18 protein-coding genes are annotated in these 25,768 nt (G+C 49.2%); all 18 read left to right on the top strand.

Annotated elements, in window-relative coordinates; translation table 11 throughout:
• The first annotated feature begins 13 nt into the window (after positions 1-13).
• The 18 genes from ABC831_RS05660 to ABC831_RS05575 all read left to right on the top strand — a co-directional run bounded on the left by ABC831_RS05660 (position 14) and on the right by ABC831_RS05575 (position 25,656).
• On the top strand, positions 14-895 hold the full coding sequence (locus tag ABC831_RS05660) for a carbohydrate ABC transporter permease (RefSeq protein WP_343247277.1): 882 nt from the start codon (positions 14-16) through the stop codon (positions 893-895).
• The gene (locus ABC831_RS05655; RefSeq protein ID WP_343247276.1) at positions 892-1,728 is read left to right on the top strand and encodes a carbohydrate ABC transporter permease; all 837 of its coding nucleotides are present in this window, start codon (positions 892-894) and stop codon (positions 1,726-1,728) included. Before ABC831_RS05660 ends, ABC831_RS05655 begins: the two co-directional genes overlap by 4 nt.
• Positions 1,729-1,755: 27 nt before the next feature.
• Positions 1,756-3,426: a hypothetical protein gene (locus ABC831_RS05650; protein WP_343247275.1), complete on the top strand. Its 1,671-nt coding sequence runs from the start codon at positions 1,756-1,758 to the stop codon at positions 3,424-3,426.
• On the top strand, positions 3,423-4,781 hold the full coding sequence (locus ABC831_RS05645) for an ADP-ribosylglycohydrolase family protein (protein WP_343247274.1): 1,359 nt from the start codon (positions 3,423-3,425) through the stop codon (positions 4,779-4,781). Before ABC831_RS05650 ends, ABC831_RS05645 begins: the two co-directional genes overlap by 4 nt.
• Before the next feature lie 397 nt (positions 4,782-5,178).
• Positions 5,179-6,933: a sensor histidine kinase gene (locus tag ABC831_RS05640; protein WP_343247273.1), complete on the top strand. Its 1,755-nt coding sequence runs from the start codon at positions 5,179-5,181 to the stop codon at positions 6,931-6,933.
• Complete coding sequence (locus ABC831_RS05635; RefSeq protein ID WP_343247272.1) at positions 6,926-8,428, top strand: response regulator transcription factor; 1,503 nt, start codon at positions 6,926-6,928, stop codon at positions 8,426-8,428. Before ABC831_RS05640 ends, ABC831_RS05635 begins: the two co-directional genes overlap by 8 nt.
• Before the next feature lie 78 nt (positions 8,429-8,506).
• Positions 8,507-9,907 (top strand): ABC transporter substrate-binding protein, encoded by a 1,401-nt coding sequence (locus ABC831_RS05630; protein WP_343247271.1) that lies wholly within the window; start codon positions 8,507-8,509, stop codon positions 9,905-9,907.
• Between the two features lie 124 nt (positions 9,908-10,031).
• Complete coding sequence (locus ABC831_RS05625) at positions 10,032-10,919, top strand: carbohydrate ABC transporter permease (RefSeq protein WP_343247270.1); 888 nt, start codon at positions 10,032-10,034, stop codon at positions 10,917-10,919.
• The gene (locus ABC831_RS05620; RefSeq protein WP_343247269.1) at positions 10,919-11,740 is read left to right on the top strand and encodes a carbohydrate ABC transporter permease; all 822 of its coding nucleotides are present in this window, start codon (positions 10,919-10,921) and stop codon (positions 11,738-11,740) included. The genes ABC831_RS05625 and ABC831_RS05620 overlap by 1 nt, the downstream gene beginning before the upstream one ends.
• 12 nt (positions 11,741-11,752) lie before the next feature.
• Positions 11,753-13,213 carry an alpha-L-fucosidase gene (locus ABC831_RS05615; protein ID WP_343247268.1) on the top strand — a complete coding sequence of 487 codons (1,461 nt, stop codon included), beginning with the start codon at positions 11,753-11,755 and terminating at the stop codon, positions 13,211-13,213.
• A 92-nt stretch (positions 13,214-13,305) separates the two neighbouring features.
• Positions 13,306-14,826, top strand: coding sequence for a sulfatase family protein (locus ABC831_RS05610; RefSeq protein WP_343247267.1), 1,521 nt, complete (start codon positions 13,306-13,308; stop codon positions 14,824-14,826).
• 327 nt (positions 14,827-15,153) lie between these two features.
• Positions 15,154-17,814, top strand: a complete 2,661-nt coding sequence (locus ABC831_RS05605; RefSeq protein WP_343247266.1) for a family 78 glycoside hydrolase catalytic domain — start codon at positions 15,154-15,156, stop codon at positions 17,812-17,814.
• Positions 17,815-17,816: 2 nt separating this feature from the next.
• Positions 17,817-19,214 carry an ABC transporter substrate-binding protein gene (locus ABC831_RS05600; protein WP_343247265.1) on the top strand — a complete coding sequence of 466 codons (1,398 nt, stop codon included), beginning with the start codon at positions 17,817-17,819 and terminating at the stop codon, positions 19,212-19,214.
• Positions 19,215-19,305: 91 nt separating this feature from the next.
• Positions 19,306-20,166: a carbohydrate ABC transporter permease gene (locus ABC831_RS05595; RefSeq protein WP_343247264.1), complete on the top strand. Its 861-nt coding sequence runs from the start codon at positions 19,306-19,308 to the stop codon at positions 20,164-20,166.
• A 1-nt stretch (position 20,167) separates the two neighbouring features.
• Positions 20,168-21,004 carry a carbohydrate ABC transporter permease gene (locus tag ABC831_RS05590; protein WP_343247263.1) on the top strand — a complete coding sequence of 279 codons (837 nt, stop codon included), beginning with the start codon at positions 20,168-20,170 and terminating at the stop codon, positions 21,002-21,004.
• Positions 21,005-21,028: 24 nt separating this feature from the next.
• Positions 21,029-22,810, top strand: coding sequence for a sensor histidine kinase (locus ABC831_RS05585; protein WP_343247262.1), 1,782 nt, complete (start codon positions 21,029-21,031; stop codon positions 22,808-22,810).
• Positions 22,782-24,269: a response regulator transcription factor gene (locus tag ABC831_RS05580; protein ID WP_343247261.1), complete on the top strand. Its 1,488-nt coding sequence runs from the start codon at positions 22,782-22,784 to the stop codon at positions 24,267-24,269. The genes ABC831_RS05585 and ABC831_RS05580 overlap by 29 nt, the downstream gene beginning before the upstream one ends.
• Before the next feature lie 235 nt (positions 24,270-24,504).
• Positions 24,505-25,656, top strand: a complete 1,152-nt coding sequence (locus ABC831_RS05575) for a GGDEF domain-containing protein (protein ID WP_343247260.1) — start codon at positions 24,505-24,507, stop codon at positions 25,654-25,656.
• Positions 25,657-25,768 lie beyond the last annotated feature (112 nt).

The raw sequence follows: 25,768 nt of genomic DNA, 5'->3' as shown, positions 1-25,768 counted from the left end.
AAGGAGATATTTCATGAACGGACTCATCAAGAAGAAAATAAAAGGTACCTGCTTCATCCTGCCGGCGTTTCTGGTTCACCTTAGCATCGTTCTGATTCCGGCCTGTTCGATGTTTTACTATGCGTTTACCCAGTGGAACGGCCTGAGTGAGCCGCAATTTAACGGATTGGATAATTTCCGGCGGATGCTTACCGATTATGATTTTCTCTTCGCCCTTAAAAACAATGTGATATGGATGTCTATTTTCCTGATTGTTCCCCTGATTCTGGGGTTAGGTATGGCTTTGATTTTTACGAAAATCGGTAAAATCCAGCTGTTTTTCCGTTCCCTGTGTTTTTTGCCCTATGTGGTCAGCGCCACGGTGGCCGGCAAAATATTTTCCATCTTTTACAGCCCTTATTCGGGAATCGGCTCCTTTTTTGAGCAGATTGGAATCAAAGGCCTGGCGGATTTCGCTCCCCTGGGGAATGAGCACCAGGCGCTTTATGCGGCGGCCTTTGTGGATAACTGGCACTGGTGGGGATTCGTGCTGGTACTGATGATGTCGGCACTGCATCAGGTAGATGCGGCATTGTACGAGGCAGCGCAGCTGGAGGGGGCTAACTCCTGGCAGATTCTTAAGAATGTCACGCTTCCCCAGATCAAACCGACGATCGTATCTTATTTTGTATTTGTCATTATTGCTGCGTTCACGACCTTTGACTATGTGTGGATAATGACACAGGGCGGGCCGGCTGGAGCCACCGAAGTGTTTTCCACCAGAATCTATAAGACGACTTTCATCAATTTTGAAGCAGGCTACGGTTCCGCATTAAGCCTTAGCGTCTGTCTGCTGGCATTGGGCGTGTATTTCCTGCTGAAACTGGTACAGAGAAGAGGGAGGGAGCGGCTATGACATTAGCACAGAAGAAGAAACGGTCAAAGGCGGTGAAGTTAACCATAGCGGCAGTCATCACACTGCTGCAGATTGTACCGCTGGCAGTGGTTTTGCTCAATTCCATGAGAAGTAATGAAGAGATCGGCAGACAGCTGGTGGGCCTGCCTGTATCCCTGGATTTCTCCAATTATGTCCAGGCATGGGTGCAGGGAGGATATCTGCAGGCATACGGGAACAGTCTGGTGATCGGTATCGGTTCCTCTGTCATTGTACTCCTGATCGTGGCATTTGCGGTGTACGGACTGACCAAGATGCACTGCTTCTTTCCGCGGTTCTTTCACACATACTTCGTGGCAGGCCTGGCGGTGCCCACATTTGCCATTATCGTACCCTTATTCTTTTTCTTTTATAAAATCAATCTGGTCAATACCCATCTGGGGATGATACTGATTTACTCGGCAATCAATATCAGTTTTAATTTTATGTTCATGTATGCATTTTTCGAGGGACTGCCAAAAGAACTGGACGAAGCCGCCCGGATCGACGGCGCCGGGGAAATGCAGAATTTTATATACAATGTGGTGCCGTTAGCCAAGCCGATCTTTACCAGTGTCCTGCTGATCGTTTTTGTGAATACGTGGAATGAATTCCTGTTCTCCAATACCTTTTTGCAGCAGGAGTCAATGCGGACAGTTTCGCTGAGATTTTATAATTTCGTGGGAAAGAGCGGCAGTGATTTCGGATTCATCTACGCGGCGGCAATTATTTCAATCCTGCCGATTGTGGTCATCTATTTCCTGATGCAGGATTCTTTCGTGGAGGGGATGACCTCGGGAAGCGTGAAGGGATAGAGAGAAGCAGAGAAGGAGGAAAAGCAAATGGAATATCCCAAGTATGTGAAGAGTAACGATTCTGACCTCATGCTGGCGATCCGGCAGGGCATGCGGCCGATGCTGACATGGTATGATCCGGCCAGGCGGTATCTGCCCTATTTCTATAATTATGTCGAAGAGGAACGCCTGGGAAACAGCCACCATGAAAGCTACAGCGCGGTGCACACCATGGGCAGATGGTGGGACGCTCTGGTGAATGCATCTTTTATAACCGGGGAGGCAGTACCGGAGGAAATCTATGAGCATCTGAGGTACTGGGCATTTCACATATTTGATAATCAAACAGGTATGCCGGCCAATCTGGATCTGAATACATTCGAAGAAGTCCCTCTGTGTGATTTACATAATCTTCGGGAAGCAATGTATGCCTTTACTTCTATGATAAAGAGAAATCCGGATGATGAGCAGGCGAAGAAAATGGCGGTACACCTGATTCAAATGGTGGATACCTATGCAGATTTTGATACCGGAATGTGGAAAACCGAGCAGTATGAAAAGGAACGCGGTGGAAAAGTGATGTGCGGGGCCAGCGATTCTGCCGAGGTATACCGGTTTTCGTCCACATTGGGGCGGTATATCGGCGCTCTGGTGCGCCTATACCGGGAATGGCCGCTGCCGGAGGCGTTAAGTCAGGCCATCCGTCTGACAAAGACCTGTTTTTGTGTCATGCTGCGCCAGGACGGAACCTTTGATGCGGATCTGTTTGCCAGACATATCCACTCGACGACCTCGACCATATCCGGGGTGGCGATGCTGGGAGATCTTCTGCATGACAGTCAGATCCTGGACCGGGTGCGGGCGTTTTTTGAAAATGGATTCGGTCAGATCGCCCTGGATTTCGGCTGGTGCCTGGAAAATGCGGGGAGGCCCGACGATCTGGTGGGAGAGATCAATAACACCTGTGATCTGATGGAGGCATGTCTGTGTCTGGGCAGAGCGGGATATCCGGAATATTATGATATGGCCGACCGCATGATCCGCGGACACGTGCTGCCGTCCCAGCTTCTGGACGTAAGCTGGCTTCCGGATGAAGTTGCCCAAGACCCTGCTACCGACCGGTTCGGCAGCAGGATGCAGGGGGCATTTGGGTTTCCCTGCCCTTACGGTCATGAATACGAACCAGGCAGCCAGATGTCTTTTAACTGGGATATCGTGGGCGGCGGTGTGAGCGGGTTATGTCAGGCATACGGCCATGTGGTCCGCTATCAGGAAGGAATCGCCGATGTGAATCTGCTGTTTGATAGGGAAGATCCGTCGCTTCGCTTCCGGAGTCCCTACGAACATGATGGAAATGCGGAAATCATGGTGAAAAGACCGCTCAGCGCGCGTATCCGTCTGCATCAGGGGATCCGGGAAGAGCCGCTTTCGGCTGCGCTTGACCGGCAGAAGATCCGCTGGGATATGAGCGGCGGATGGCTTTATCTGTATGATCTGCCGCTGCATGTTCCGGTCCGGATTCCGATGACATTCGACCCGGTTCGTATTCAATACCAATTCCGGGATCATCGGTTCCATGTCCGCTATGAAGGCAACCGGATTACAGGTATGGACAGCTCCGGGAAAAGGTTGTGCTTTTTTCCGGACTTGACGGAGGATTCCCCGGGGGTAACCGGGACTAAGGAAGAGGATTATAAAGAGGAGGAGAGAGTGCTATGATTAAAAATACAGAGTGGATGACCTATGCGGAGTATCTGCCGGTGGAACTGATCCAGTCCGAAGAAGAAGGGAAAGATGTATCGGCGTATAAAGAACCGGCTGCTGAAATCTTAAAGCTTCCGGAATATACGAAGGAAAGAGAGGAGAAGGCGTACCGGCTGCTGGAAGAGATCGAAGCCCTTCCGGTCAGGGAAACCTGTCCCCATCAGGAACCGGATGAATTGGAAGAGATCCGAAAGCTGAGGGAGAAGATAAGGCCTCAGAAATGGATCGTCCCAAAAGAGCAGCTCTTCGATAAAATATATGGCGCGTGGGTGGGGCGTTGTGCCGGATGCCTGCTGGGACAGCCGATCGAGGGATGGCATCGGGACAGAATCAGGGGATTTTTGGCGGATACGGATAATTATCCGGTCCGGCATTTCCTTTCCTCCGATGTACCCCGGGAGATTATTGATAAATATCAGGTTTCCAATGATGGGGAAAATGCTTTTTGCGACAATATTACACACTGGATCAACAATGTGACCATGATGACCGAAGATGACGATACCAACTACACGGCTCTGGGATTAAAGGTGCTGGAAGAATACGGATATGAGTTTACCAGTGATGATGTGGCATGGACATGGATTACCAGCCTCCCGATGGGACATGTCTCCACATCGGAGCGGGTGGCTTACCGCAATATCGGGAATCTGATAGAGGCTCCCAGGTGCGGCTGGTGGAAAAATCCCTACCGGGAATGGATCGGTGCGCAGATCCGGGCGGATATCTTCGGATATGTATGCCCTGGGGACCCGGAACGGGCAGCTTCCCTTGCCTGGAAGGATGCCAGGATATCCCATGTGAAGAACGGTATATATGGGGAAATGTTCGTAGCGGCCATGCTGGCTGCGGCTTATGCGGTCCGGGAGCCGGAAAAGATCCTGGAGGCGGGCACAGCGCAGATCCCGGTCACCAGCCGTCTGTACAGCGCACTCGAACAGGTGCGAAAGGACTACAGGATGGGAGTTGGCCTGGGAGACGTCATTGAGAAGCTGCATAATCAGTTTGATGAAACCAGCAGCCACGATTGGTGCCACACCATCAGCAACGCGGTTGTGGTGGCTCTGTCCCTACTGTATGGGGAGCTGGATTTTGAGAAGAGTCTCGGAATCGCTATGGAATGCGGATTCGATACGGACTGTAACGGGGCGACCGTGGGCTCCATCGTGGGCCTGGCCGCAGGCTTTGAGAGGATTCCGGATCATTGGAAGGAGCCGGTTGGAGATTCGCTGAAAACCGGAGTGTCAGGATTTCATCAGATCAGCATCAGGGAGCTGGTGGACAGGACTATGGCGGTAATTGATAAGTGAGCAGGAATGTATAAGTGAACAGGAATGTATGGAGAGTATCCCACAAGTCATAAAAGGACGGGTGGGATATTCTTTATTTCATGGGAAAGTGCTCCTATGAAATAAAACGCTCCGCGGGGATCGCACTGCGGAGGAAAGGAAGATGCCGCTTACGCGGCCCGCCGCAGGCGGAGAGTTCCGCAAGCGGAACTCTATTTATACTGGAATGTCCGCTGCGGTTAAGCTCTCCCAAAACACATCCACAGGAATCAAAGCAATAAATATCCACTTTTTATAGAGATCTGTTATACTTAAATTCAGAACTATTTCGCCAAACAGGGCTGCTTATGATAAAATGGGAAAGTGCCTGCCATATACAGAAGATATCAGGATAAAGTCCAATGAGGGAGGATGAAAGATGCGCAAATACAAATTCCGCTTTAAACTGCTTCTCACCAACGTATGCGTGATCGGAGCCATCATCATGGTATTTCTGGTTTCCTTTCTCTGGTATTATCTGGATATCCGTTCGGACCAAAATGCGGAAGAGATGGAGCGCACGATCCAGAAGGTGAGTAGCGGGATGGAGACTTCTATCGAAATGCTGGACAGTATCGCCCTGCAGCTGAGCACGAACAATTACATAGTGGGTGTATTAAAAGATCTGGATGTTCAGAATCCTGACAATTATTTTCAGAGTGAAGTGGTGGAGACGAAGCGTATCCATGAATTTATGTGGTCTTATATCCTGAAGACAGATGTGGCCAGCCGCGTATGTATCTATAACCGGTACGGGGATTTTGTCTATACAGGTAATGCGGTGGACAATGAAAAAGTGGTGGAATACCTTGGATCGGATCGCATAGACAACATAGAGAAGGAACTGGCGCAGGATGGGATATACAGCCTTTACGAAAACTGCCGGGAGGACCGGCTGACATTGAAATCAAATCCGGGATACGTGTCGGTGATCCGCGCGATCCAGGAAGACCCAATGTTAAGGGGGACCCCTCTTGGTTATGTGGAGGTGCAGTTATCCATAACAGTGTTGGGCAGGATGCTCAACACCGGGGCCGACACCGAATATTTCTGCGTGAAGGATCTTAAGAGCAAAGAGTTTCTGTTCGGCTCGGACAGAGAGATTCCCGAGTCGGTGAAAGATAAGGCAATTATCCGCCGGGCCGTTCCGATAGAGAAATATGGTATTCAGATAGAGATGGAGCGGGATAACAGCGGACAGGCGGTGTTCATGCGGAATATGATGCTCACCATCCTGGCCGTGCTGATTGTATTGACCGGCGGAGTGTTTATCATACAGAAATCGATTCTGACCAGGCTGACCAGCCCGCTCATAAAGTTGTGTGAATCGGTAACGAAAATTGAGGGTGGAGGAGCGGAACAAGGACTTGTGCTGGAAGGCGGTTATGATGAATTTGCCCACATAGAAACGGCATTTAATCAGATGATGGGAAATCTGCGCCAGTCCATGGACGAAGTGGTTCTCGCCAGGACCAGTGAGCTCAACGCCCAGCTGCTGGCATTACAGGCCCAGATGGACCCTCATTTCATCCACAATGCCATCGCTGTCATCGGGGCGCTGGCAGATGAGGGGGAAAATGAAAAAGCGGTCCTTATGTGCCAGAAGCTGTCGGAGATGATCCGGTACAACACCGAATACGGCGATGCCCGGGTACAGGTGCAGGAGGAGATCAGGCATGCCGAGAATTATCTGGATCTTATGAAAGTGCGCTACGAGGACAAATTTGAGTACCGGATCTCTTCCGGGATCGACTGCCGGATACAGATTCCCAAGTATGTCCTGCAGCCTCTGGTGGAGAATTGTTTCCGGCATGGATTTAAGAAGAAGGGGTTTCCATGGCAGCTCGAAATCCGATGCTATGAAGACGAGAGGAACTGGTATCTGGAAGTGCGGGATAACGGTGTGGGCATGGATCAGGAGCAGATGGAAGAGATCAGCAGGCAGCTTTCCCTGATACAGACGAAGAAGCCCAAGGAAATGATGGAGAATCTGAAGATCGGCGGGTTGTCGCTGATCAATGTGATGATGCGTCTGTGGATGAATTATGGAAATGCAATGCTTTTTGAAATTAAGATGCCTGGAATCGGGAGCGAGGGCGCAGTGGTGTGTATCGGAGGATTGAAGAATGATTGAAGTATTGGTGGCGGAAGATGAACTTCCCCTGTTGAGGAACCTGAGTAATAATATCGAGAAGCTGAACGTGGCTTTTCACGTGGCAGCCAGGGCTGCGGACGGGCAGGAAGCGATCGAGGCGCTTAAAAACCACAAAATCTCGCTGGCGTTTCTGGACATCAACATGCCGGTGCTGGACGGTATGGAGGTATTAAAATATATCCAGGATCAAAAGCTGCAGGTGGTAACCGTCATAGTAAGCGGTTACCGGGAATTCGCCTATGCCCAGCAGGCGATCTGCTATGGGGTGAAAGAATACCTGCTAAAGCCTTTGAACAAGGAAAAACTGGCGGATCTGCTTGATAAACTGGAGGACGAGTTTCAGGCCAGGGATTATAAACGGATGCAGGAACTTCATGAGCATCTGTTGTTAGGAGAGGACAGTGCGAAGAGCGGGTTGGGACTGGACGGGGAAAAGTATTATATCGGAGCTTTCTGGGCCGGGACCTACCAGATGACAGACGAAGGCTATTTTATGACCGTCCGGCAAAAAGAGCGTGTAAAAAGAATCCGTGAGCTGCTGGGACGGGAGTTTCCAGCCGAAAGCTATTGGCTGATCAATGGGAGATACCAGGCGGAGTGGATCCTGCTGGTTAAAGAAACGGTTACGGGTGTGAGCAGGAGAATAAGGACGCTCATACAACAGCTGGATCAGGAAGAGGGGGTGCCTGTGACGGCTATCTTAGGGGAGACACCTGTTGCTATGGGTCAGATTCACAGGGCCTATGAAGAACTGGGACGGTTGGCTAAGAAAAACATGCGGATATCGGCTTCCGGCTTTTTCCCTATGCATATTGGTGAACGGCGGGAGGACTTTGAGGCCCTGCAAAGCAGGCCCAGGGACAGCGGTTTCGTTGCGGTTTATAACAGTATCGAAGGGATTTCCCGTGCGCTGCGCCATGAGTTAGAGTTGACGGGGGATATCAGAAGCGTGCTGGTGGACAACATCAAACGTTTTTTCCAGAATATCTGCGGAAGGGCCAACTGTGAGTGCGCCTATGCCGATCTGGAGGAAGACATTCTGAAGGTGATGGAACAGGGGTATGACCTGCAGGAAATCGAAGAAGGACTGCAGGAAGTGATTTTATACTGCTTCCGCTTCAATGTCAGTGAGGGGGGCAATAAAAAGGCGTTGGCCTGGGAGATGAAGAAGTATCTGGAAGAACAGTTCGCCACACAGATTACCAGTGCCGTCCTCCAGGAACGGTTCGGATTTGTGCCGATCTATCTGCGGTCTATTTTCCGGGAACATTATGAATGTACGCCCAATGAATACCTTCAGAGACTGCGCTTGAAGAAAGCAAAGGAACTGCTGTCAGCGGTGCCGGAGATCTCATTGAAGAAGATCGCAGAGGAGATCGGTTATCAGGATTCCATGTATTTTTCTAAGATATTTAAAAAACAGGAGGGAATGGCACCTTCGGAGTATCGAAAAAGAGTTTCCAATAATCCATAGAAAATTTTTCTTTCTTACATTCTCCATAAGCGCTTGAAATGGTAACATGAGCACATAAAAGAAAGGAGGATTTAACTAATGAAAAAGAAAAGTGTGAACCGGCTATGTGCGCTGCTATGTACGGTGATGGTCGGGGTATCAGGGTTAGCGGGATGCGGCCAGGCGGCGCAGCCATCCAAGCCGGACAGCAGTACGGCGGAGGAGAGTCCTGCGGTAAAAGAAGAGAGTCAGGCGGATAAGAATCAGGCAGCGGATGCGGGGGACAAGGAAGAGAGAAGAGTCTCCGCCATGGTGATGCAGTCCAGAAATTATCCGGGACTTGGGAAAATGATCACCAAATTGAAAGAGGAAGAAAATATCACGGTGGATCTGCAGGTAGTACCGGACGACCAGTATGATAACCTGCTGAAAATGAAACTGGGATCCGGGGAATGCCCGGATATGATCGATTACAGTGTGCCCCAGCTGTACGGCCTGATTGATGCGCCGAAGTACCTGGCGGATTTGACAGGGGAAGCGTGGACGTCACGTCTGGTTAATCCGGATATCTCCACCCATGACGACGGGAAAATCTATTCGTTTACCTTCAAGTCCTTCAATGGAATACAGGGTATGATCTATAATAAGAAGGTGTTGGAAGAGAACGGAATCACGAATCTTCCCAAGACACCGGAGGAATTTGACCAGATGTGTGAGACGCTGAAAGCAGCGGGTGTTACCCCGATACTGCTCCCGTCCGACACCTGGGTACCGCAGATCTGGATGACATCAGGCTTCAGCCGCGCTTTCGGCAGCGATGAGAAGAGCTACGAGTTCGCCGATGCAGTGCTCAGCAATCAGGCGAAGCTTACGGATTACCCGGAGCTCGCACAGGTGATCGATAACTACCTGTCCAATTTTACGAAGGGCTATGTCAATGAGGACTATCTGACCGTCAGCTATGACAGCTGTCTGGAGCGGCTGTCAAAAGGGGAAGGGGCCATGCTGTACGGAACCTCCCTGATGGTCGGTACGATCGAGGGGACTTTCCCGGATGCTCAGATCGGGATGTTTAATATGCCGGCAGATTTTGACAAGAATGATGTCATGGGGGCAGTGTATAATTCCATCGGATTTTCCGCATACAAAGACTCTAAGAATCTGGATACGGTAAAAGAGATCTTCAATCTGTGGTCCACCCCGGAATACTGCAATCTCTGGTTTGAGGAAAACGCCGGATTCCCGGCATTCCCGGATGTGGACGGCGGGAAGATGAATGAGGAAGTGCTCAAGCTCTATCAGGAATATCTGGACAGCGGGAAGCTGGTGGAGGAGATGAACCCGATCCTCAACGATCTGCAGCCCTTATTCAGCAGTACCCTGTGGGTATATTATCTGGAGGCGCCCTCGAAAGGGAAGATGGATGGACAGGCGCTGCTGGAGCGGTTCCAGGGTGATGTTGATAAATATATGAAGGAAAAACAGGCGCCGGGATTCTAACAGTCCCGGACGGGTTGGGGCTGCTGCACAGGAATAGGTATTCAGGATGCACCATGTCAGAAGCTGAATGCTCCCCTTTGTGCAGCAGCCCTTTTTGCGCCCAAAAACAGGAGGAATAGTATAGATGCGAAGGAAAAGTAATACCAAAAAAAGTTTTTATACGGCCAGGCTTTCCATTCCGGCCCTCTTTTTCTACGGTCTGTTCATCGTGGTACCCTTTCTGATGAGTATGGTACTATCGTTCACGGACTGGAATATCGATAGGCTGTTTCAGCCGGTTTTCCGCGGGATAGATAACTATGCCACGATTTTTCAGGACCCGATCTTCATAAGGTCCCTCGGCAATACTTTGTTATTTGCTTTCTCAACCACCATACTGAAGACCTTGTTCGGCCTGCTGCTGGCGCTGGGACTGCTGAAAGCCACGAGGCTGAACAGCGTACTGAGAACCATATTTTACGTGCCCTGTGTGTTAAGCCCGCTGATTATCGGGGTTATCTTCACCTCGATCCTGGCCCGGGAAGGTCTTTTGAACAATCTGCTGCAGGTACTGCATCTGTCGCCTATGGCCCAGGACTGGCTGGCTTCCTACGGAACGGCTATGGGCTCCGTGATCCTGATTGAGGGTTGGATGTGGTCGGGATTCAATATGTTTATCTTTATATCCGGCCTCCAGGCCATCCCCAGGGATTACTACGAGGCTGCTGAGACAGAGGGAATCAGCCGCCTGAATCAGTTCCGCCACATCACTCTACCGCTGCTGGTGCCGTCCTTTACCGTGATTATTACTCTGAATATCACCGGAAGCCTCAAAGTATTCGACCTGATCTATGTGCTGACCAACGGGGGCCCTGGATTTGACACACAGGTATTAAGTACTTTTACCTATCGTGCCTTTGGCCTGGGTCTTTTGGGAGAATCCAGTGCCTCAGCGGTTGTGCTGATGATGATCGTGACGGTCATCTCATTTATACTTAACAGAATACTTCGAAGAAGGGAGGTCGAGCTGTAATGAAGCGCAGAAAACTATACAGTAGTATCAAATATGTGTTCCTTGCGGGACTGGCTTGCCTGTATCTGGTGCCGGTGGCTATGATGCTCTTGGGTTCCGTAAAAGATAACAGCCAGGCGATCCTTTTTGATTTAAGCTGGCCGGAGCAGTTCCATTGGGAAAACTATGTTCACGTGCTGGAGGTGGGAAATATCCTGGGCGGTTATAAAAACAGTATCCTAATAACCGTTACAGCCACTCTGCTTACGATTCTGGCGGGCGCACTGGCCGGCATCGTCATAGGAAGAAGAAATGACCGTTGTTCCCGTTCCCTGTATTATTTTTTCCTGCTGGGACTGACTATGACCATGCAGACGGCCAGTACCTTCGCGTTGCTGAAGGTGCTTCATATCTACGGGACCAGAATGGCCATTATCTGTATCTATGTGGGGATGAGGATGCCGTTTACGATCATGACGTTCTCCGGATTTGTGAAGGGGGTTCCCCAGGAAATCGACGAAGCGGCCATCATCGATGGATGCAGCATCCGAAATCTGATTTTCCGGGTACTGCTGCCCATCCTGAAACCGATCATGATGACCAATGTGGTGATCACGGCCATCAGCGTGTGGAATGATTTTATGCTACCGCTGTTCTTTGTGAATTCCTCCGCCAAATGGACCGTCCCCCTCACGATCTATAATTTCTTCGGCATGTATGCCAGGGACTGGAATTACGTGTTCGCGGCGCTGACACTCACGATTCTGCCCATTTTGATTTTGTTTTTGTGCCTGCAGAAATATATCGTGGGAGGTATGACGGCGGGAGCCGTGAAAGGATAGGAGGGAGAGAATATGGACAGAAAAGGTTATCTGCGTCAAATCGAGAAAGTGATCGCACAGGGGCCGTACAGGGATTCCTGGGAATCTTTGTGTGAGCACCCGGCACCGGACTGGTACCAGAAGGCGAAATTCGGTATCTTTATCCATTGGGGCGTGTATAGTGTGCCCGAATTTGGCAGCGAGTGGTACCCGCGGCATATGTATAAGGAGAATTCCAGGGAAAACAGATACCATGTGAAAAAATATGGTGCATTAAACCAATTTGGATATAAGGATTTTATTCCTGAGTTCCGGGCTGAGAATTTTCAGGCGGACGAGTGGGGAGAGCTGTTCCAGGTTGCTGGGGCCCGATTTATTGTTCCGGTGGGAGAACACCACGATGGATTCCAGATGTACGACAGCGGACTGTCCCGCTGGAATGCGGTTCAGATGGGGCCGAAAAGGGATATACTGGAAGAATTAAAAGAGCAGGCCGGAAAACGGGGAATGATGTTCGGCGTATCGTCCCACCGGGCGGAACATTGGTGGTTTTTCAACCATGGGAGGCTTCACGGGGACACGGATGTGTGTGATCCGGAGTATCAGGAGCTGTACGGTCCGGCGGCCGGTATCACCAGGGATCAGGACAGCCTGTATGATAACCCGCCGGATGAAGCTTTCCTGGAAGACTGGCTGTTACGGACCTGTGAGATGGTGGACCGCTATCAGCCCGCTCTGCTGTATTTTGACTGGTGGATCCAGGTGAGCGCCTTCAAACCTTATCTTAGAAAGTTCGCAGCCTATTATTATAACAGAAGTTATGAATGGGGCCTTCAGACTGCCATCGCCGCAAAATTCGACAGCTATGTGCACAAAAGTGCGGTAAAGGATGTGGAACGGGGGAAGCTCGGCGGCATTTCACCGGATTTCTGGCAGAGCGATACTTCTACGGCGCGGAATTCCTGGTGCTATACAAAGGACAATATTTACAAACCCGCTGAAGAAATCCTGTGGGACCTGATCGACGTGGTCAGTAAGAATGGCGCGCTGCTGCTGAATATAGGACCCAAGGCCGACGGCACGATCGCAGCAGAGGAACGGAAGATTCTGATGGATATCGGCGCCTGGCTTGCGATAAACGGCGAGGCGGTCTACGGGACAACCTACTGGAAGACCTACGGGGAAGGACCGACGCAGATGAAGGAAGGCCATTTCCAGGACCAGCAGGCGCCCTTATTTACGCCGGAAGATATACGGTTTACCGCAAAAGCCAACTACATATATGCGATCGTGATGAGATGGCCGGTGGACGGCATCGTCAGGATCCATTCTCTGGGACGCGGGGCCGGTTATCTGGTCAGTGCTATAAGAAATATCCAGGTACTGGGGCAGGAATGCAGTCCGTTGTTTGAATATCGCGGGGATTGGCTGGAAGTCACAACCGGGCTTAAGACATTAAAGCTGCCGGTGGTATTGAAGATCGAGATCGAGTGATAGAGAAGGATGTTTTGTGTGAGGAAGACAGCTCAGTAGAGTAACGGAGAAAATTTGTGCAGCCAGATCAGGCTGCGGAAATGGAGATTGTAATGAAGAAGAAAAATGTGGCGGTGATCCTGTGCGATCAGCTGCGGCTGGACCATTTATCCTGCTATGGTGCAAAAGACACGTACACCCCCAATATTGACCGGCTGGCAAAGGAGGGGGTGATGTTTACGAGCGCCGTGACCGCTTCTCCGGTGTGTGCCCCGGCCAGGGCTTCTATGATGACCGGCAGGTATGTCAGCGACCATCAGGTGTGGACCAACGACGTTCCGTTTCGTGAGGGAATCGAGTGTCTCCCGGACAGGGTAAACGCCCTGGGATACCGGACGGGATGCTTTGGAAAGCTGCATCATTATCCAGCCAGAGATACCAAAGGATTCCAGACGGCATATCAGATGGAAGAAAACCGACTGGGGGAGCAGGAGGATTATCTGGTATGGCTGAAAGAAAAAATAAAAGCTATGGATGGGACAGCGCAGGCGGTGGAGTTTGCTAACCTGGATGTATTTCCGGAAAAAGACGGCTGTTTCCCGTTCGGACGGCAACTGTATTATGAAAACTGGATAGCGGACCGGGCGATGGAATTCATGGAGGATAACGATACTCCCTTTTTTGCCTGGATTTCCTTCCAGGGGCCGCATACACCCCTGGACCCTTATCCGCAAGCGTACGAAGACAGAGAACAGCCAACGGCCAATCTTCACCTTCATTATGATCCGCCCTGTGAGGTGGCCCGTTACCGGAAATACCGGCTGGACGGCCAGTTTACGGAGGAGGACCACCGGGACTACCGGAAAAAGTATGGCTGCCTGGTGGAAGAGATTGATTTTCAGGTGGGGAGGCTGATCCGCCATCTGGAGGAGAGAGGGCTGTATGATGATACACTGATCCTGTTCTCGGCGGATCACGGTGACCTGTGCGGGGACTACGGGATGCGCCAGAAGGGGCCGTTTCTGTACGGGGCGCAATTGGATATCCCGCTGATCGTGGCACATCACCCGGAACTGCCTCAGGGGAAGGTCTGTGAAACGCTGACCGGGAATATGGATATCGGTGCTACTATCCTGGCCTATATGGGAGATGAGAGGCCTTTTGGATATTCCAGAGATATAGCGGTACAGTACCGGGAACCCGGGATGCGCAGAGAGGTGATCTACAGTGAGTTCTGCGACAGTGCGAAGATCGCAGTGGACCGGGATTATAGGTTTGTTTACTATCCTTTTTCCGGAGAGTGCGAACTGGTGCGTAACACGGAGGAAATGTGTCCGCTTCAGGAACAGCAGGAATATTCCCCGGTGACGCAGCGGATGCTGCAGCATATCATTGACTTTATGGTCATAGCGAAGGGGGTGCGCATCGAAGCACAGGATCTGACGCCCGGCGTACAGGAAGGACTGAGTGAGAAACTGCCTGGTTATCAGTCCCGGGTTCCCCTGGCATTTCCCATACAGAACAGGAAACAAATCGAGAACCTGAGGGCGGCCGGGCTTAACTGGAGCTATAATGAATTCTGCCGGAACAGGAGACTGGAACGGTCGTATGGCGCCTACTGGGAACAGACGTGAGTGAGCCGGCAGCAGGTGCATCTGTAAATAACGGTCACGGCGGGCGGCCTTACAGCCCTGGCTATACTGAACCTTGGAATGAAAGTAAGGGATAATTCGGGGCCAGCTTTGGCGAGTAATCTTCCGCTTGCTGTTGGCCGATTGAATGATCAGATGTAATAGAAAGAGACGCGGTTTCGTTTAATAACGAATCCGCGTCTCTTTCTGGCAGTGCGCCCGGCGGCGCACGTTTTTTGTATTGCTTTGTAAGTGTGTTATAGCAAATTATTCCATGTCAAAACTACAGACATTCGATTAAGATAAGTCATAGAAAGGAGGTCGACATACATGTTAAAATTAAGAAAGCTCAGAGTGGATAACCAGAAAACACCTGTCGGAGTCGACAAGATTCCGGAATTTACCTGGGTACTGAGCAGCGAGAGAAGAAATGTGGTTCAGAAATCTTACCGCCTTGTCCTTGCATTGGATGCCGATTTTGAACAGACGGTCTATGACAGCCAAGAAGTGGAATCCGATCAATCGGTACATGTAAAGCCCAATGGATTTGAACCGGAATCGTGCACAAAATATTTCTTTCAGGTCCGGGTCACGGACAATTACGAAGAGACTTCACCGTGGGAGTCTGGTTGGTTTGTTACGGCTCTGGGAAATGCGGGAAAGTGGGATGCGGATTTTGTAACGGTGGATGAAAATGGGAAAGATTCAAAAGGGACTTATGTCAGAGGAAATTTTTCCATATCAAAAGAACTGCAGGAAGCCTACGTCTGTGCCACAGCCCTGGGAGTTTATCAATTTTACTGTAATGGGCACAGAATCGGAAATGATTATATGACTCCGGGATGGACATCCTACCGGGACAGATTATGCTACCAAATGTATGATATAACGGACGAGCTGCATCCGGGAGAGAATACGGCGGGAGCGATACTGGGCCCGGGCTGGTATAAGGGAACCGTAGGATTTTTAAAGGAACGTAATCTCTATGGGACCAGAACCGCTTTTTCCTGCTGTATCATTCTGAAGTACAGGGACGGCAGCAGGCAGCTGATCTCAAGCGATAGCACCTGGCAGGGCGCGGACGCCCCGGTTATCTTCTCGGAGATTTATGACGGAGAGACCTATGACGCCAGACGGGAAATCCCGGATTGGTGCGTGGATACGTCGGATGCCTCTTCCTGGACCCCGGTCGATACGGTGCCGCTGACCGCAAAAGTTGTGGAAGCACAGTCCGGCTGTACGGTCAAAGTGATGGAAGAAATACCGGCGAAGCGGATCTTCAAGGCGCCAAACGGGGATACCATACTTGATTTCGGCCAAAATCTGACCGGATTTATCAAGTTCCGTGTCCAGGGGTATGAGGGGGCCAAAGCGGAACTAAATTGTTTTGAGATTCTGGACCAGCAGGGGAATATGTACATAGATAATCTAAGAGGCGCTAAGGCTACACTTACATACTACTGCAGGGATGACGCTATGGCGGTGTATGAACCTTATTTTGTATTCCAGGGATTCCAGTATGCCAGAATCGCGGAATATCCCGGGAAACCGGAATTGGAAGATTTTACGGCCTGTGTGCTGTATTCCGATATGGAGAAAACCGGCAGCTTTGTATGCTCGAATCCCGATCTGAACCAGCTGCAGCACAATATTGAGTGGAGCATGAAAGGGAATTTCCTGGATGTCCCCACAGACTGTCCGCAAAGAGATGAACGGCTGGGCTGGACCGGTGATGCACAGATCTTCTGCCCCACGGCGTGTTTTCTGATGAATGCCGATTCTTTTTACCGGAAATGGCTGAAGGATCTGGCGGCGGATCAGACGGCAGAAGGCGGAGTACCCCATGTGGTGCCCAATATATTTCCAACCGACGGACGTCCGATTGATAACTGGCTGATGAACATGGGGACTCATTCCGGAACCGCCTGGGCGGACGCGGCTGTCATTGTCCCGTGGAGCCTGTATCTTGCTTATGCAGATGAAGACGTACTGAAGACCCAGTATGACAGCATGAAGGGATGGGTAGAGTTTATGCGCAGCCATTCCCAGGGCGTGATATGGGAATACCGGCTGCAGCTGGCGGACTGGGTGGCCCTGGATGCCGAGGAGGGGAGTTACTTTGGGGCTACGCCGGCTGAGTTTGTCTGTGCTGTGTACTATATCTATTCCACCCGGCTTCTGGCAAAGACTGCCGCTGTTCTTGGAAAACAGGAGGATAGGGAGGAATATACCCGGTTGGAAAGGTCTCTGCAAAAAGAGTTTGTTGAGAAATTCTTCGACAGGGAAGGCAATCTGAAGATACATACCCAAACCGCTTATATTATATCGCTGTATTTTGGACTGGTTCCGGATAAGTTCCGGGAAAAGACGGTGGAGCATCTGCTGGATGCATTAAAAAAAGAAGATGGGCATCTGGTAACCGGATTTGTAGGCACTCCGTATTTTACGCACGCACTCAGTCAGAACGGTCATACAAAAGAAGCCTATGAATTGCTGCTGAAAGATGATTTCCCGTCCTGGCTGTATCAGGTGAAACGGGGGGCAACTACCATATGGGAACATTGGGATGGGATTCGTCCGGATGGAACCATGTGGAGTCCGGATATGAATTCCTTTAACCACTATGCGTATGGGGCGATCGGGGAATGGCTGTACACAGTTGCAGCCGGCATTCAGTTGGATGAACACAGACCCGGCTATAAACATACGGTGATACAGCCGCATATAGGCGGCGGTCTCACCTATGTCCGGTCAGGCATCAGCACGATGTATGGTAAGGTGGAGGTGCAATGGGAGCGCAGTGGGAATCAGGTGACCCTGCAGACGGAGATTCCGGCCAATACTACCGCAGCGATTGTTCTGGCAGATGCAGCAAAGATTCTCTGTGACGATGGAGTGGAATTTAACGGGGACGGTTCTGAGATGACAGGCCATGTGGGATCAGGTCGTTACAGAATTACATATATAATAAAAAATCAGGGAGGATGTTAGGAATGAGAAGGAAGAAATGGTTAGCGTTAATTATGGCGGGAATCATGAGCGCGGTGATGCTTATGGGATGCGCAGGTAAAGCAGAAGAGGCGGAAAAGGAAGGGCAACAGCCAGACCAGAAAACGGAACAGAACGCGGCACAGGAAGCTGAACCCGGCACGCAGGACCAGACACCGGCGCCGGATGGAGAATGGGAATACAAAGAAGCCACCCTCACGATGCTGATCGCTACGGATGCCCCAATGGCCGGTCTGCAGGAAGTCTGTAATCTGGCCAAGGAAAAACTGGGGATTACCGTGGAAATGGAGACCAGGCCCGGAGGAGCGGAAGGAGATAATATCGTAAAAACGAGACTGGCATCCGGCGATATGGCTGATATTTGTGTTTACAATTCAGGCTCTTTATTGTTTGCCCTGAACCCATCTGAATATTTTATCGATATTTCCGGGGAAGAATGGCAGGAGCGGTTAGATGACACCTACCGGAATTCTGTACAGGTGGGGGATGCGGTATATGGAGTACCGATGTCATCTACCCAGGCGGGCTGTGTCCTGTATTATAAACCTTTATATGAAAAACTGGGTCTTGAGATTCCACATACCTGGGATGATTTTATCGCCAATTGTGACACGATAAAGGAAGCGGGTTATACTGCCCTGCTGGGGACCTTCGCCGATAGCTGGACCTCTCAGATCTTATTCTTAGGAGATAACTATAACGTATTAGCGAAAGAACCTGATTTTGCCAAGGAATTTGAGGCCGGAACAGCGAAATACGCCACAACCCCGGCAGCGCTTGAGAGCTGGAATAAACTGGCTCAGACAACACCGTACTATAACGAAGATTACCTGGCGGCTACTCATGAAGATGGCTTTGAGCAGATGATCAGCGGGAATGTAGCTCATTGGGTCATTTTGACACAAGCACTATCGAATATCTATGAGTTGTATGGAGATGAAGTAAATAATATCGGAGCATTCGGCGTACCCGGAGATGATCCTGATGACCATGGCCTGACAGCATGGATGCCCATCAATAACCTGTACGGCAACAAAAATACGGGCAAAGAGGAAGATATTAAACGTTTTATGGAATTTTACATATCAGATGAGGCCTTAGATGCCTACACCTCCAAGGCTTTACCGGACGGCCCCTACTGCATCAAAGGTTATGAAGTACCGGATACTGCTTATGCGGCGGTAAAGGATATGGAAACCTATTTTGAGAGCGGTAAGACCCAGGTTGCCCTGGAATTCCTGACCGCAGTAAAAGGCGCGAACTGCCCGGCTCTCTGCCAGGAATGCGGTTCCGGTCAGACGACGGGAGAGGAAGCGGCGAAGGCCTATGACCAGGACTGCTATAAACAGGCTGTTCAGCTGGGACTGGACTGGGAGAATTAATCCGGTGAGAAAAACACATCCGGAGGAAGGCTGAACAAAGGAAGTTCACCCATACCTAAAGGTGCGAGAAAACGCACTGCTGGAGGAAAGCATGAATAAAAAGAAAATTTATACAACCTGGTATGCAGCGCCTGCCCTGGTCATTTTCGGTGTGTTTTTTATCCTTCCGATGCTGCTGTCCTTATTCTTCAGTTTAACCGTTTGGAATTTTACGGATTTCCGCTTTGTGGGATTAGATAACTTTATCATGTTCTTTACGGAAAAATCATTGAATATCGGAGTGAAAAACACCCTGATTTACGCCGTATTGACCTGTGGGCTGAAAGTAGTGCTGTCTCTGGTGCTGGCTGTTTTTCTCACAAGCGCCATCCGGACGAAGAATTTCCTGAGGTCCCTGGTTTTCTTCCCGAATCTGATCAGTACGATCGCGGTGGGCATCACATTTTGCGCGCTGATGCATCCGACGAAAGGATTGTTCAACCTGGTATTGGAAGGTATTGGCTTACCCGGCGTGGACTGGCTGGGTAATGTCAAACTGGCGCTGTACTCGGTAATCATGACGGACGTGTGGAAAGGAGTCAGTATCTCCACGGTCATCCATATCGCAGGAATCCAGGCGATCGATAAAACTTATTATGAAGCGGCGGCGATCGATGGGGCGACGGGGTTTCAGAAATTCAGGCATATTACGATCCCTCTGGTGAGACCGTCGACGAACTCCATTATTATCCTGGCGTTTGTAAGCGGTATGAGAACCTTCGATCTGATATGGTCTATGACAGGGGGCGGGCCGGGATTTGCCACGGACGTATTGTCATCCATTATCTATAAACAGTATGCGGCAGGTTTTTATGGACTATCCACGGCAGGAAATGTTATTATGTTTCTGTTAATCGCGGTAATCGCGTTTCCTCTTCAGAAATTCTTGCTGAGTAAGGAGGCGGATACCTGATATGAAAAAGAAAAAACGAAACCTGGCAGTTTGGCTTGGCGATATTTTCGGGGTGATATTCGGAATTCTGATCTTTGTGGTACCGTTCCTCTTCATGATCGTGAATTCTCTGAAAGATAAAAAAGAGGCGAACCTGCTGAGAATCACCCTGCCGGCAGAATTCCATCTGGAAAATTATTTGGAAGTTTTTAAGACGGGAAATTATGTACTGCTCCGGGCATTTAAAAACTCCATCCTGATTACTGTGGGAACGGTGTTGATTCTGATTCTGGTATGTTCTATGTGCGGCTATATCCTGCAGCGCAGAAGAGACAAGAAGATGAACGTACTGAACATGATAATTTTGTCCGGGCTCATGGTTCCGCCGGCGATTCTCCCCACGATCTGGGTACTTCAGGGACTGCATATTTACAAAACGCTGTTTGGGCTTATCATGGTGGAAACCGCGCTGCAGATACCATTTACCGTTATCTTATACAGAAGCTACATCGGTACGATCCCGGTGGAACTGGAGGAGGCGGGCTATATAGACGGCTGCAGCAGGCTCCAATTATTTCAAAAGATTATTTTTCCATTGCTGAAACCAGTTACGGCGACCGTAACCCTGATCAATGCGGTAAATGTATTTAATGACTTCACAAACCCCTTGTATTTCCTGCCCGGAACAAAGAATTCGACGGTACAGCTGACCTTGTTTAATTTCATGGGGCAATATGCCAATTCTTACAATCTGCTATTTGCGGATGTGGTGATTATAACCTTACCAATGCTGCTGCTCTTTGTCTTTTTTAACAGGCAGATTGTAGACGGAATGGTGGCCGGCTCAGTGAAAGGGTGACGAATCTTGCGTTTTCAGACAAAAATGGTTCTGATGTATTCCATACTGGCTATCTTACTGGCTCTCATATTGGGGGCCAGTTATCATGCGTATAGTGTGAAACAATATAAGAAAACGGAATATCACAACATGGAGATCAGTGTCAAACAGATGGCCAGACAGTTCAATGACGAAATACAGTCAATGGAATTTATGATGGAATATCTGTTATCGGATATGGATGTTCTGGACGGACTTTTGAGTCTTGCGGTAGTCGATAACGATATGGCCATCCGGCGGGAAGCACTGGACACCATTAACAGTAAACTGGTCAATTACTATATAATGAACAATTTCTACCGGATCATCATTTTCAATGAAGCGGGGGATGTAATAGCCAGCAATGATTACGCCCCCATGGTGATTGATAAGAATTTCGATCCCCGGGAGATTACGTGGCTTGCGCAGGTGAAGAACAGATATGGGAAACCAATGCTGGTCGGCCTGCATACGGATGAGTGGGGACTGCGATGCCAGGAGAGGGTATTCTCTCTTGTGAAAGAGATACAGGGCATGTCCATGGGATTCATTGAAGTGGAGCTTTTGGAGGAGAAGTTAGCCAGTATTTTTGCACTGCCCAAGGCAGGCATGAACGTAATTGTCTTTAAAGAGGGGGAAGAGGTGCTTTATTCGACCTATCCGGATACCTGTAATGATTTCTTACGTCAGACCGCGGTTGATACCAATGAAGGGATAAAGGAGATCACGAATCCGGTCACGGGGGAAAAAGAGGCAGTTGTGGTTCACACTTCCGAAGAGTATGGTGTCACGATCATCCTATCCGAATCTGAGAAAATCATGGCATCGGAATATGCCTATATCCTGCCGATTACGATTACGGTTATCGGTGTGTTTTTATTGATTTCCCTGTTTTTCAATTTTTTTGCCTCCCGATTTCTGACCAGGCCGATCCGGGATCTGAAGGCTCAGATGGAGCAGACGAACCTCTCCAACCTAAATGATAAAATACAGATCGGCGGCAGCAACGATGAGATCATCGCTCTGGGCGCGTCCTACCAGCAGATGCTGGTACGTCTGAACGAGATGATTCAAAAAGAGCAGAAACTGTCCCTGCTGCAGCTGGAAGCCCAGTATGACCTGCTGCAGGCCCAGGTGAATCCGCATTTTATCTATAATGTGTTAAATGTCATATCCGGCAGGGGTGTGATGGATAATGATGAAACGATCTGTGAGATATGCAGAAGTCTGGCATCGATGCTTCGGTATTCCACCGATACCAGGACAAAATCAGCGACGGTCAGGGAAGAAAGCGAGTATCTGGAAACATATTTTTATCTGATGAAGTCCAGATATGATTATAAATTAAATTATACCATTAAGATAGACGGAAAAATTCTGGACCAGAAAATACCAAAGGTATCCCTGCAGCAGATTGCGGAGAATTCCGTCATACACGGTTTCCGGGATGCGGTAGGGGGGATGGAGCTGTCGGTTCGCGGCTGGTGTGAGGGGGAATTCTGGTATATCGCTATAGAGGATAACGGTACCGGTTTTGAACAGCCGGTTTTGGATAAATTAAAACAGGACATGGAGGCAATCAGGGAGAAGCTGCTGAAACAGGACAAGAATATGCAGACCGGTATCGGAGGTATGGGACTGATCAACACGTATGCGCGTCTGCTGCTGACCTACGGCGAGGATACCGTGTTCCGGATATCCAGTTCAGCGGTTGGAACAAAAGTAATCATTGGAAGCAGGATGAAAGAGGGGGGATTCTATGTTTCGGATATTGGTAGCGGACGATGAGCCGACGGCTTTACAGCAGATGTGTTACATAATAAAAAACAGATGTCCGGAATATGAAGTGGTTGCCACAGCGGAAAATGGAAGAGAAGGGCTTCAAAAGATAGCCGAACACCGGCCGGACGTATTAATCACCGACGTGAAAATGCCCCTGAAAAACGGAATAGAGCTGATACAGAATGCGAAAGATATTCTGCCTGATCTGTATGCAGTGGTGATCAGCGGATATCAGGATTTTGAATATGCCAGGGGGGCGCTGGTATCAGGTGCGGTTGATTATATATTGAAACCGGTGACTCCACAGGCGATTGCGGAAGTGATGGAGAAAATCACTTTGTGCCTGAAAGAAAGACAGAGCCAAAAGAAAAATCAACTAATCCGGGATATCTCAAAGGGAGTCAGCATTGACCGTGTGAGTCTGCACAAGTATTTCGAGGAAGACCGGTATTACCTGGCATTGATGCGCAGGAACGGTCTGCTGAGAAGATTCGGTAAAGGGACCGGTATAGAAGTGTTCAGCGGTGTTGGAGAAATGATGTTTGCTTACGGCCGGGATGAGATGGAGGCTTTGTATATATGTCCGGCTGATTTATTATCCCCCGGAGAATTTTATTTATTGATGAAAAGAAATATGGAGAAGATGATTATAAATGGGGATTATGTGACGGAAGTTTTGTCCACGAATCTGTTTAACACTGCCAAGCTGCAGGAGACGATACAAAAATTATATTATGCACTGGACAATCAGTCGGTGGTCGGGGTGACTCAGTGCATCCGGCTGGAGGACGAGAAACGGGAGTGGAGTTGGGAAAAAGTCGGAAAACAGAATTTTTTCAACATGCTGGATCACTATGCGGAGGAAGGAAATGACAGAAAAATCCAGCAGACTATCGATCAGTTCATACAAAAATGCGGGGAAGAGAAATGTCCGCAGCTATTCCTGGAGGAAATCGTAAGACAGATCATTTTTCATTTGCAAAAAGGAGGGGAGAATGGAAAGAATAATAGTATGGAATATTCTTTGGAAGATGCTTTTTACTATGCCACGACTCTGGATGAATTGATGGAAAGCCTGAAGTTTATATTTCAGAACTATATTTTCCATGATAAAAATTATAAAATCGATACACCGGAGTTCCTGTATACTGTAAAGAAGGATCTGAAGCTTCATATGAGTGAAGAGGTGACACTGCAGTCGATCTGTAAAAAATTCGCCGTATCGCAGTCTTATCTAAGCAGATTGTTCAGAAAATATGAAAATCAGACTTTTAATGAATATCTGACGGGCCTGCGTGTTGCCAGGGCAAGGGAGCTTCTGGAAACCGATAAAAGCATGCTTGTGAAAGATGTGGCGGCTATGGTGGGATATAAGGATCAGTTTTATTTCAGTAAAATATTCCGGGCAGTGACAGGAAAGACACCCTCGGAATGGGGAGAGGATGCCGAGAAGCCCAGGTTATGATGTTCTCCACAGGCCGCGGCGCGCCTCAGGGTTTTCCTGGATTTGAAAAATCGAATCGTACAGAAGAATTATGATAAAATGTATTATGTAAGTACCTTCGCGCAGCAAAGGTCCTACGCGCTTGTATCTTATAGTTTATTTTGCTATACTGAGATAGACTTTTCAGCATCAGCACGGTATCGGCAGCATAATGATACCGCGATGCCGTAATAAAAGCGTGGAGGAATCAAATGGAATGGATATGGGATTATTTTTTAATATATTGACGGTACTGGAGATTATAGCGGTAGAATTTATCGTGATATGGGTTCTTTCGGCCAAGAAACACTGCTTTGCCGCTTCGGTGGGACTGTATGCGGCTATCACGATTCCCCTGATGCTATTTATGTGTGTGGGCGCGGTGAAACTGCCTGGCTATGGCGACGGCAGCGGCCGTTTTATGGTGCTTGGGGCGCTCTATTTTATTCCCGCACTTGTAAATTACGGCGGGGACAAAAAGATCAGGATTATCATTGCGTTTTATGCCTTTTCCTACGGTTTGGGAGGATTTGCATTAGCGGTCCGGACAAGCTATCTGTTTATTGATAAGCTGGATTTTAACATCATGGTACTTCTGGTTCAGACTGTTTTATACGCAATTACGCTGCCGTTTTTTCTTAAATTTTCCAAAAACCATATGATACCGAATTTCCGCAAAGCAAACCGAACACAGAAAAATATTCTGATCCGGTATACCATTGTCAGTTTCATCTTAATCATTGCGTTCAACAAAACCATGGTGACCGATTCTACCATGGGGAGTAAACTGTTGGTGTATCTTTTTCTGATCTACTTTATCGCACTTGCCTACCGATTATGTATGTCTTATCTGAAAGCGAATGACGATATGAAAGAATTGGATGAGCAGGTTCGAATGGACCGTCTGACGGAACTGGGCAACCGCCTGGCTCTGAGAATTCATCTGGATCAGCTTCTCGGGGAAAGAAAGCCTTTCTACCTGATCTTCATGGATCTGAATCATTTTAAATCCATCAATGACCGGTTTGGCCATTCTGCCGGGGACCGTTATTTATACCACTTCAGCTGTGCATTAAAAGACTGCGTCGGAAAGGACGGAACCTGTTACCGCCTGTCGGGGGATGAGTTTATCTGCATCGCCGAACGGGCCGGGATGGATCGCAGAATCCGAAAGATGATGCCGGACAGAATCGACAACATGGATTTCCTTGGGGTTGCCGTGGGTATGGCCCGATTCCCGGATGAGGCAGCCGGCATTTCGGAATTATTGGATCTGGCAGACAGGCGCATGTATGAGTATAAAGCTCGGCAAGCGCCTCTATACACACCATCGCAGGCGGTCAAGGAGAAAGATTTTCATATTGATTGACCATAGGCAGGGAAATAAAAATATGGCGTTCAACACACTGTCCTGAGAGATTCTGATCATGCATTGACTATTATGGCCAAATAACCCAGCGCGGATGAGATCTTTTGACATG

Source organism: Diplocloster hominis, from assembly GCF_032380655.1.
GTDB classification, from domain to species: domain Bacteria; phylum Bacillota; class Clostridia; order Lachnospirales; family Lachnospiraceae; genus Diplocloster; species Diplocloster hominis.
The sequence above is the reverse complement of the archived record's forward strand: the minus strand, read 5'-3'. Positions and strand labels throughout refer to the sequence as shown.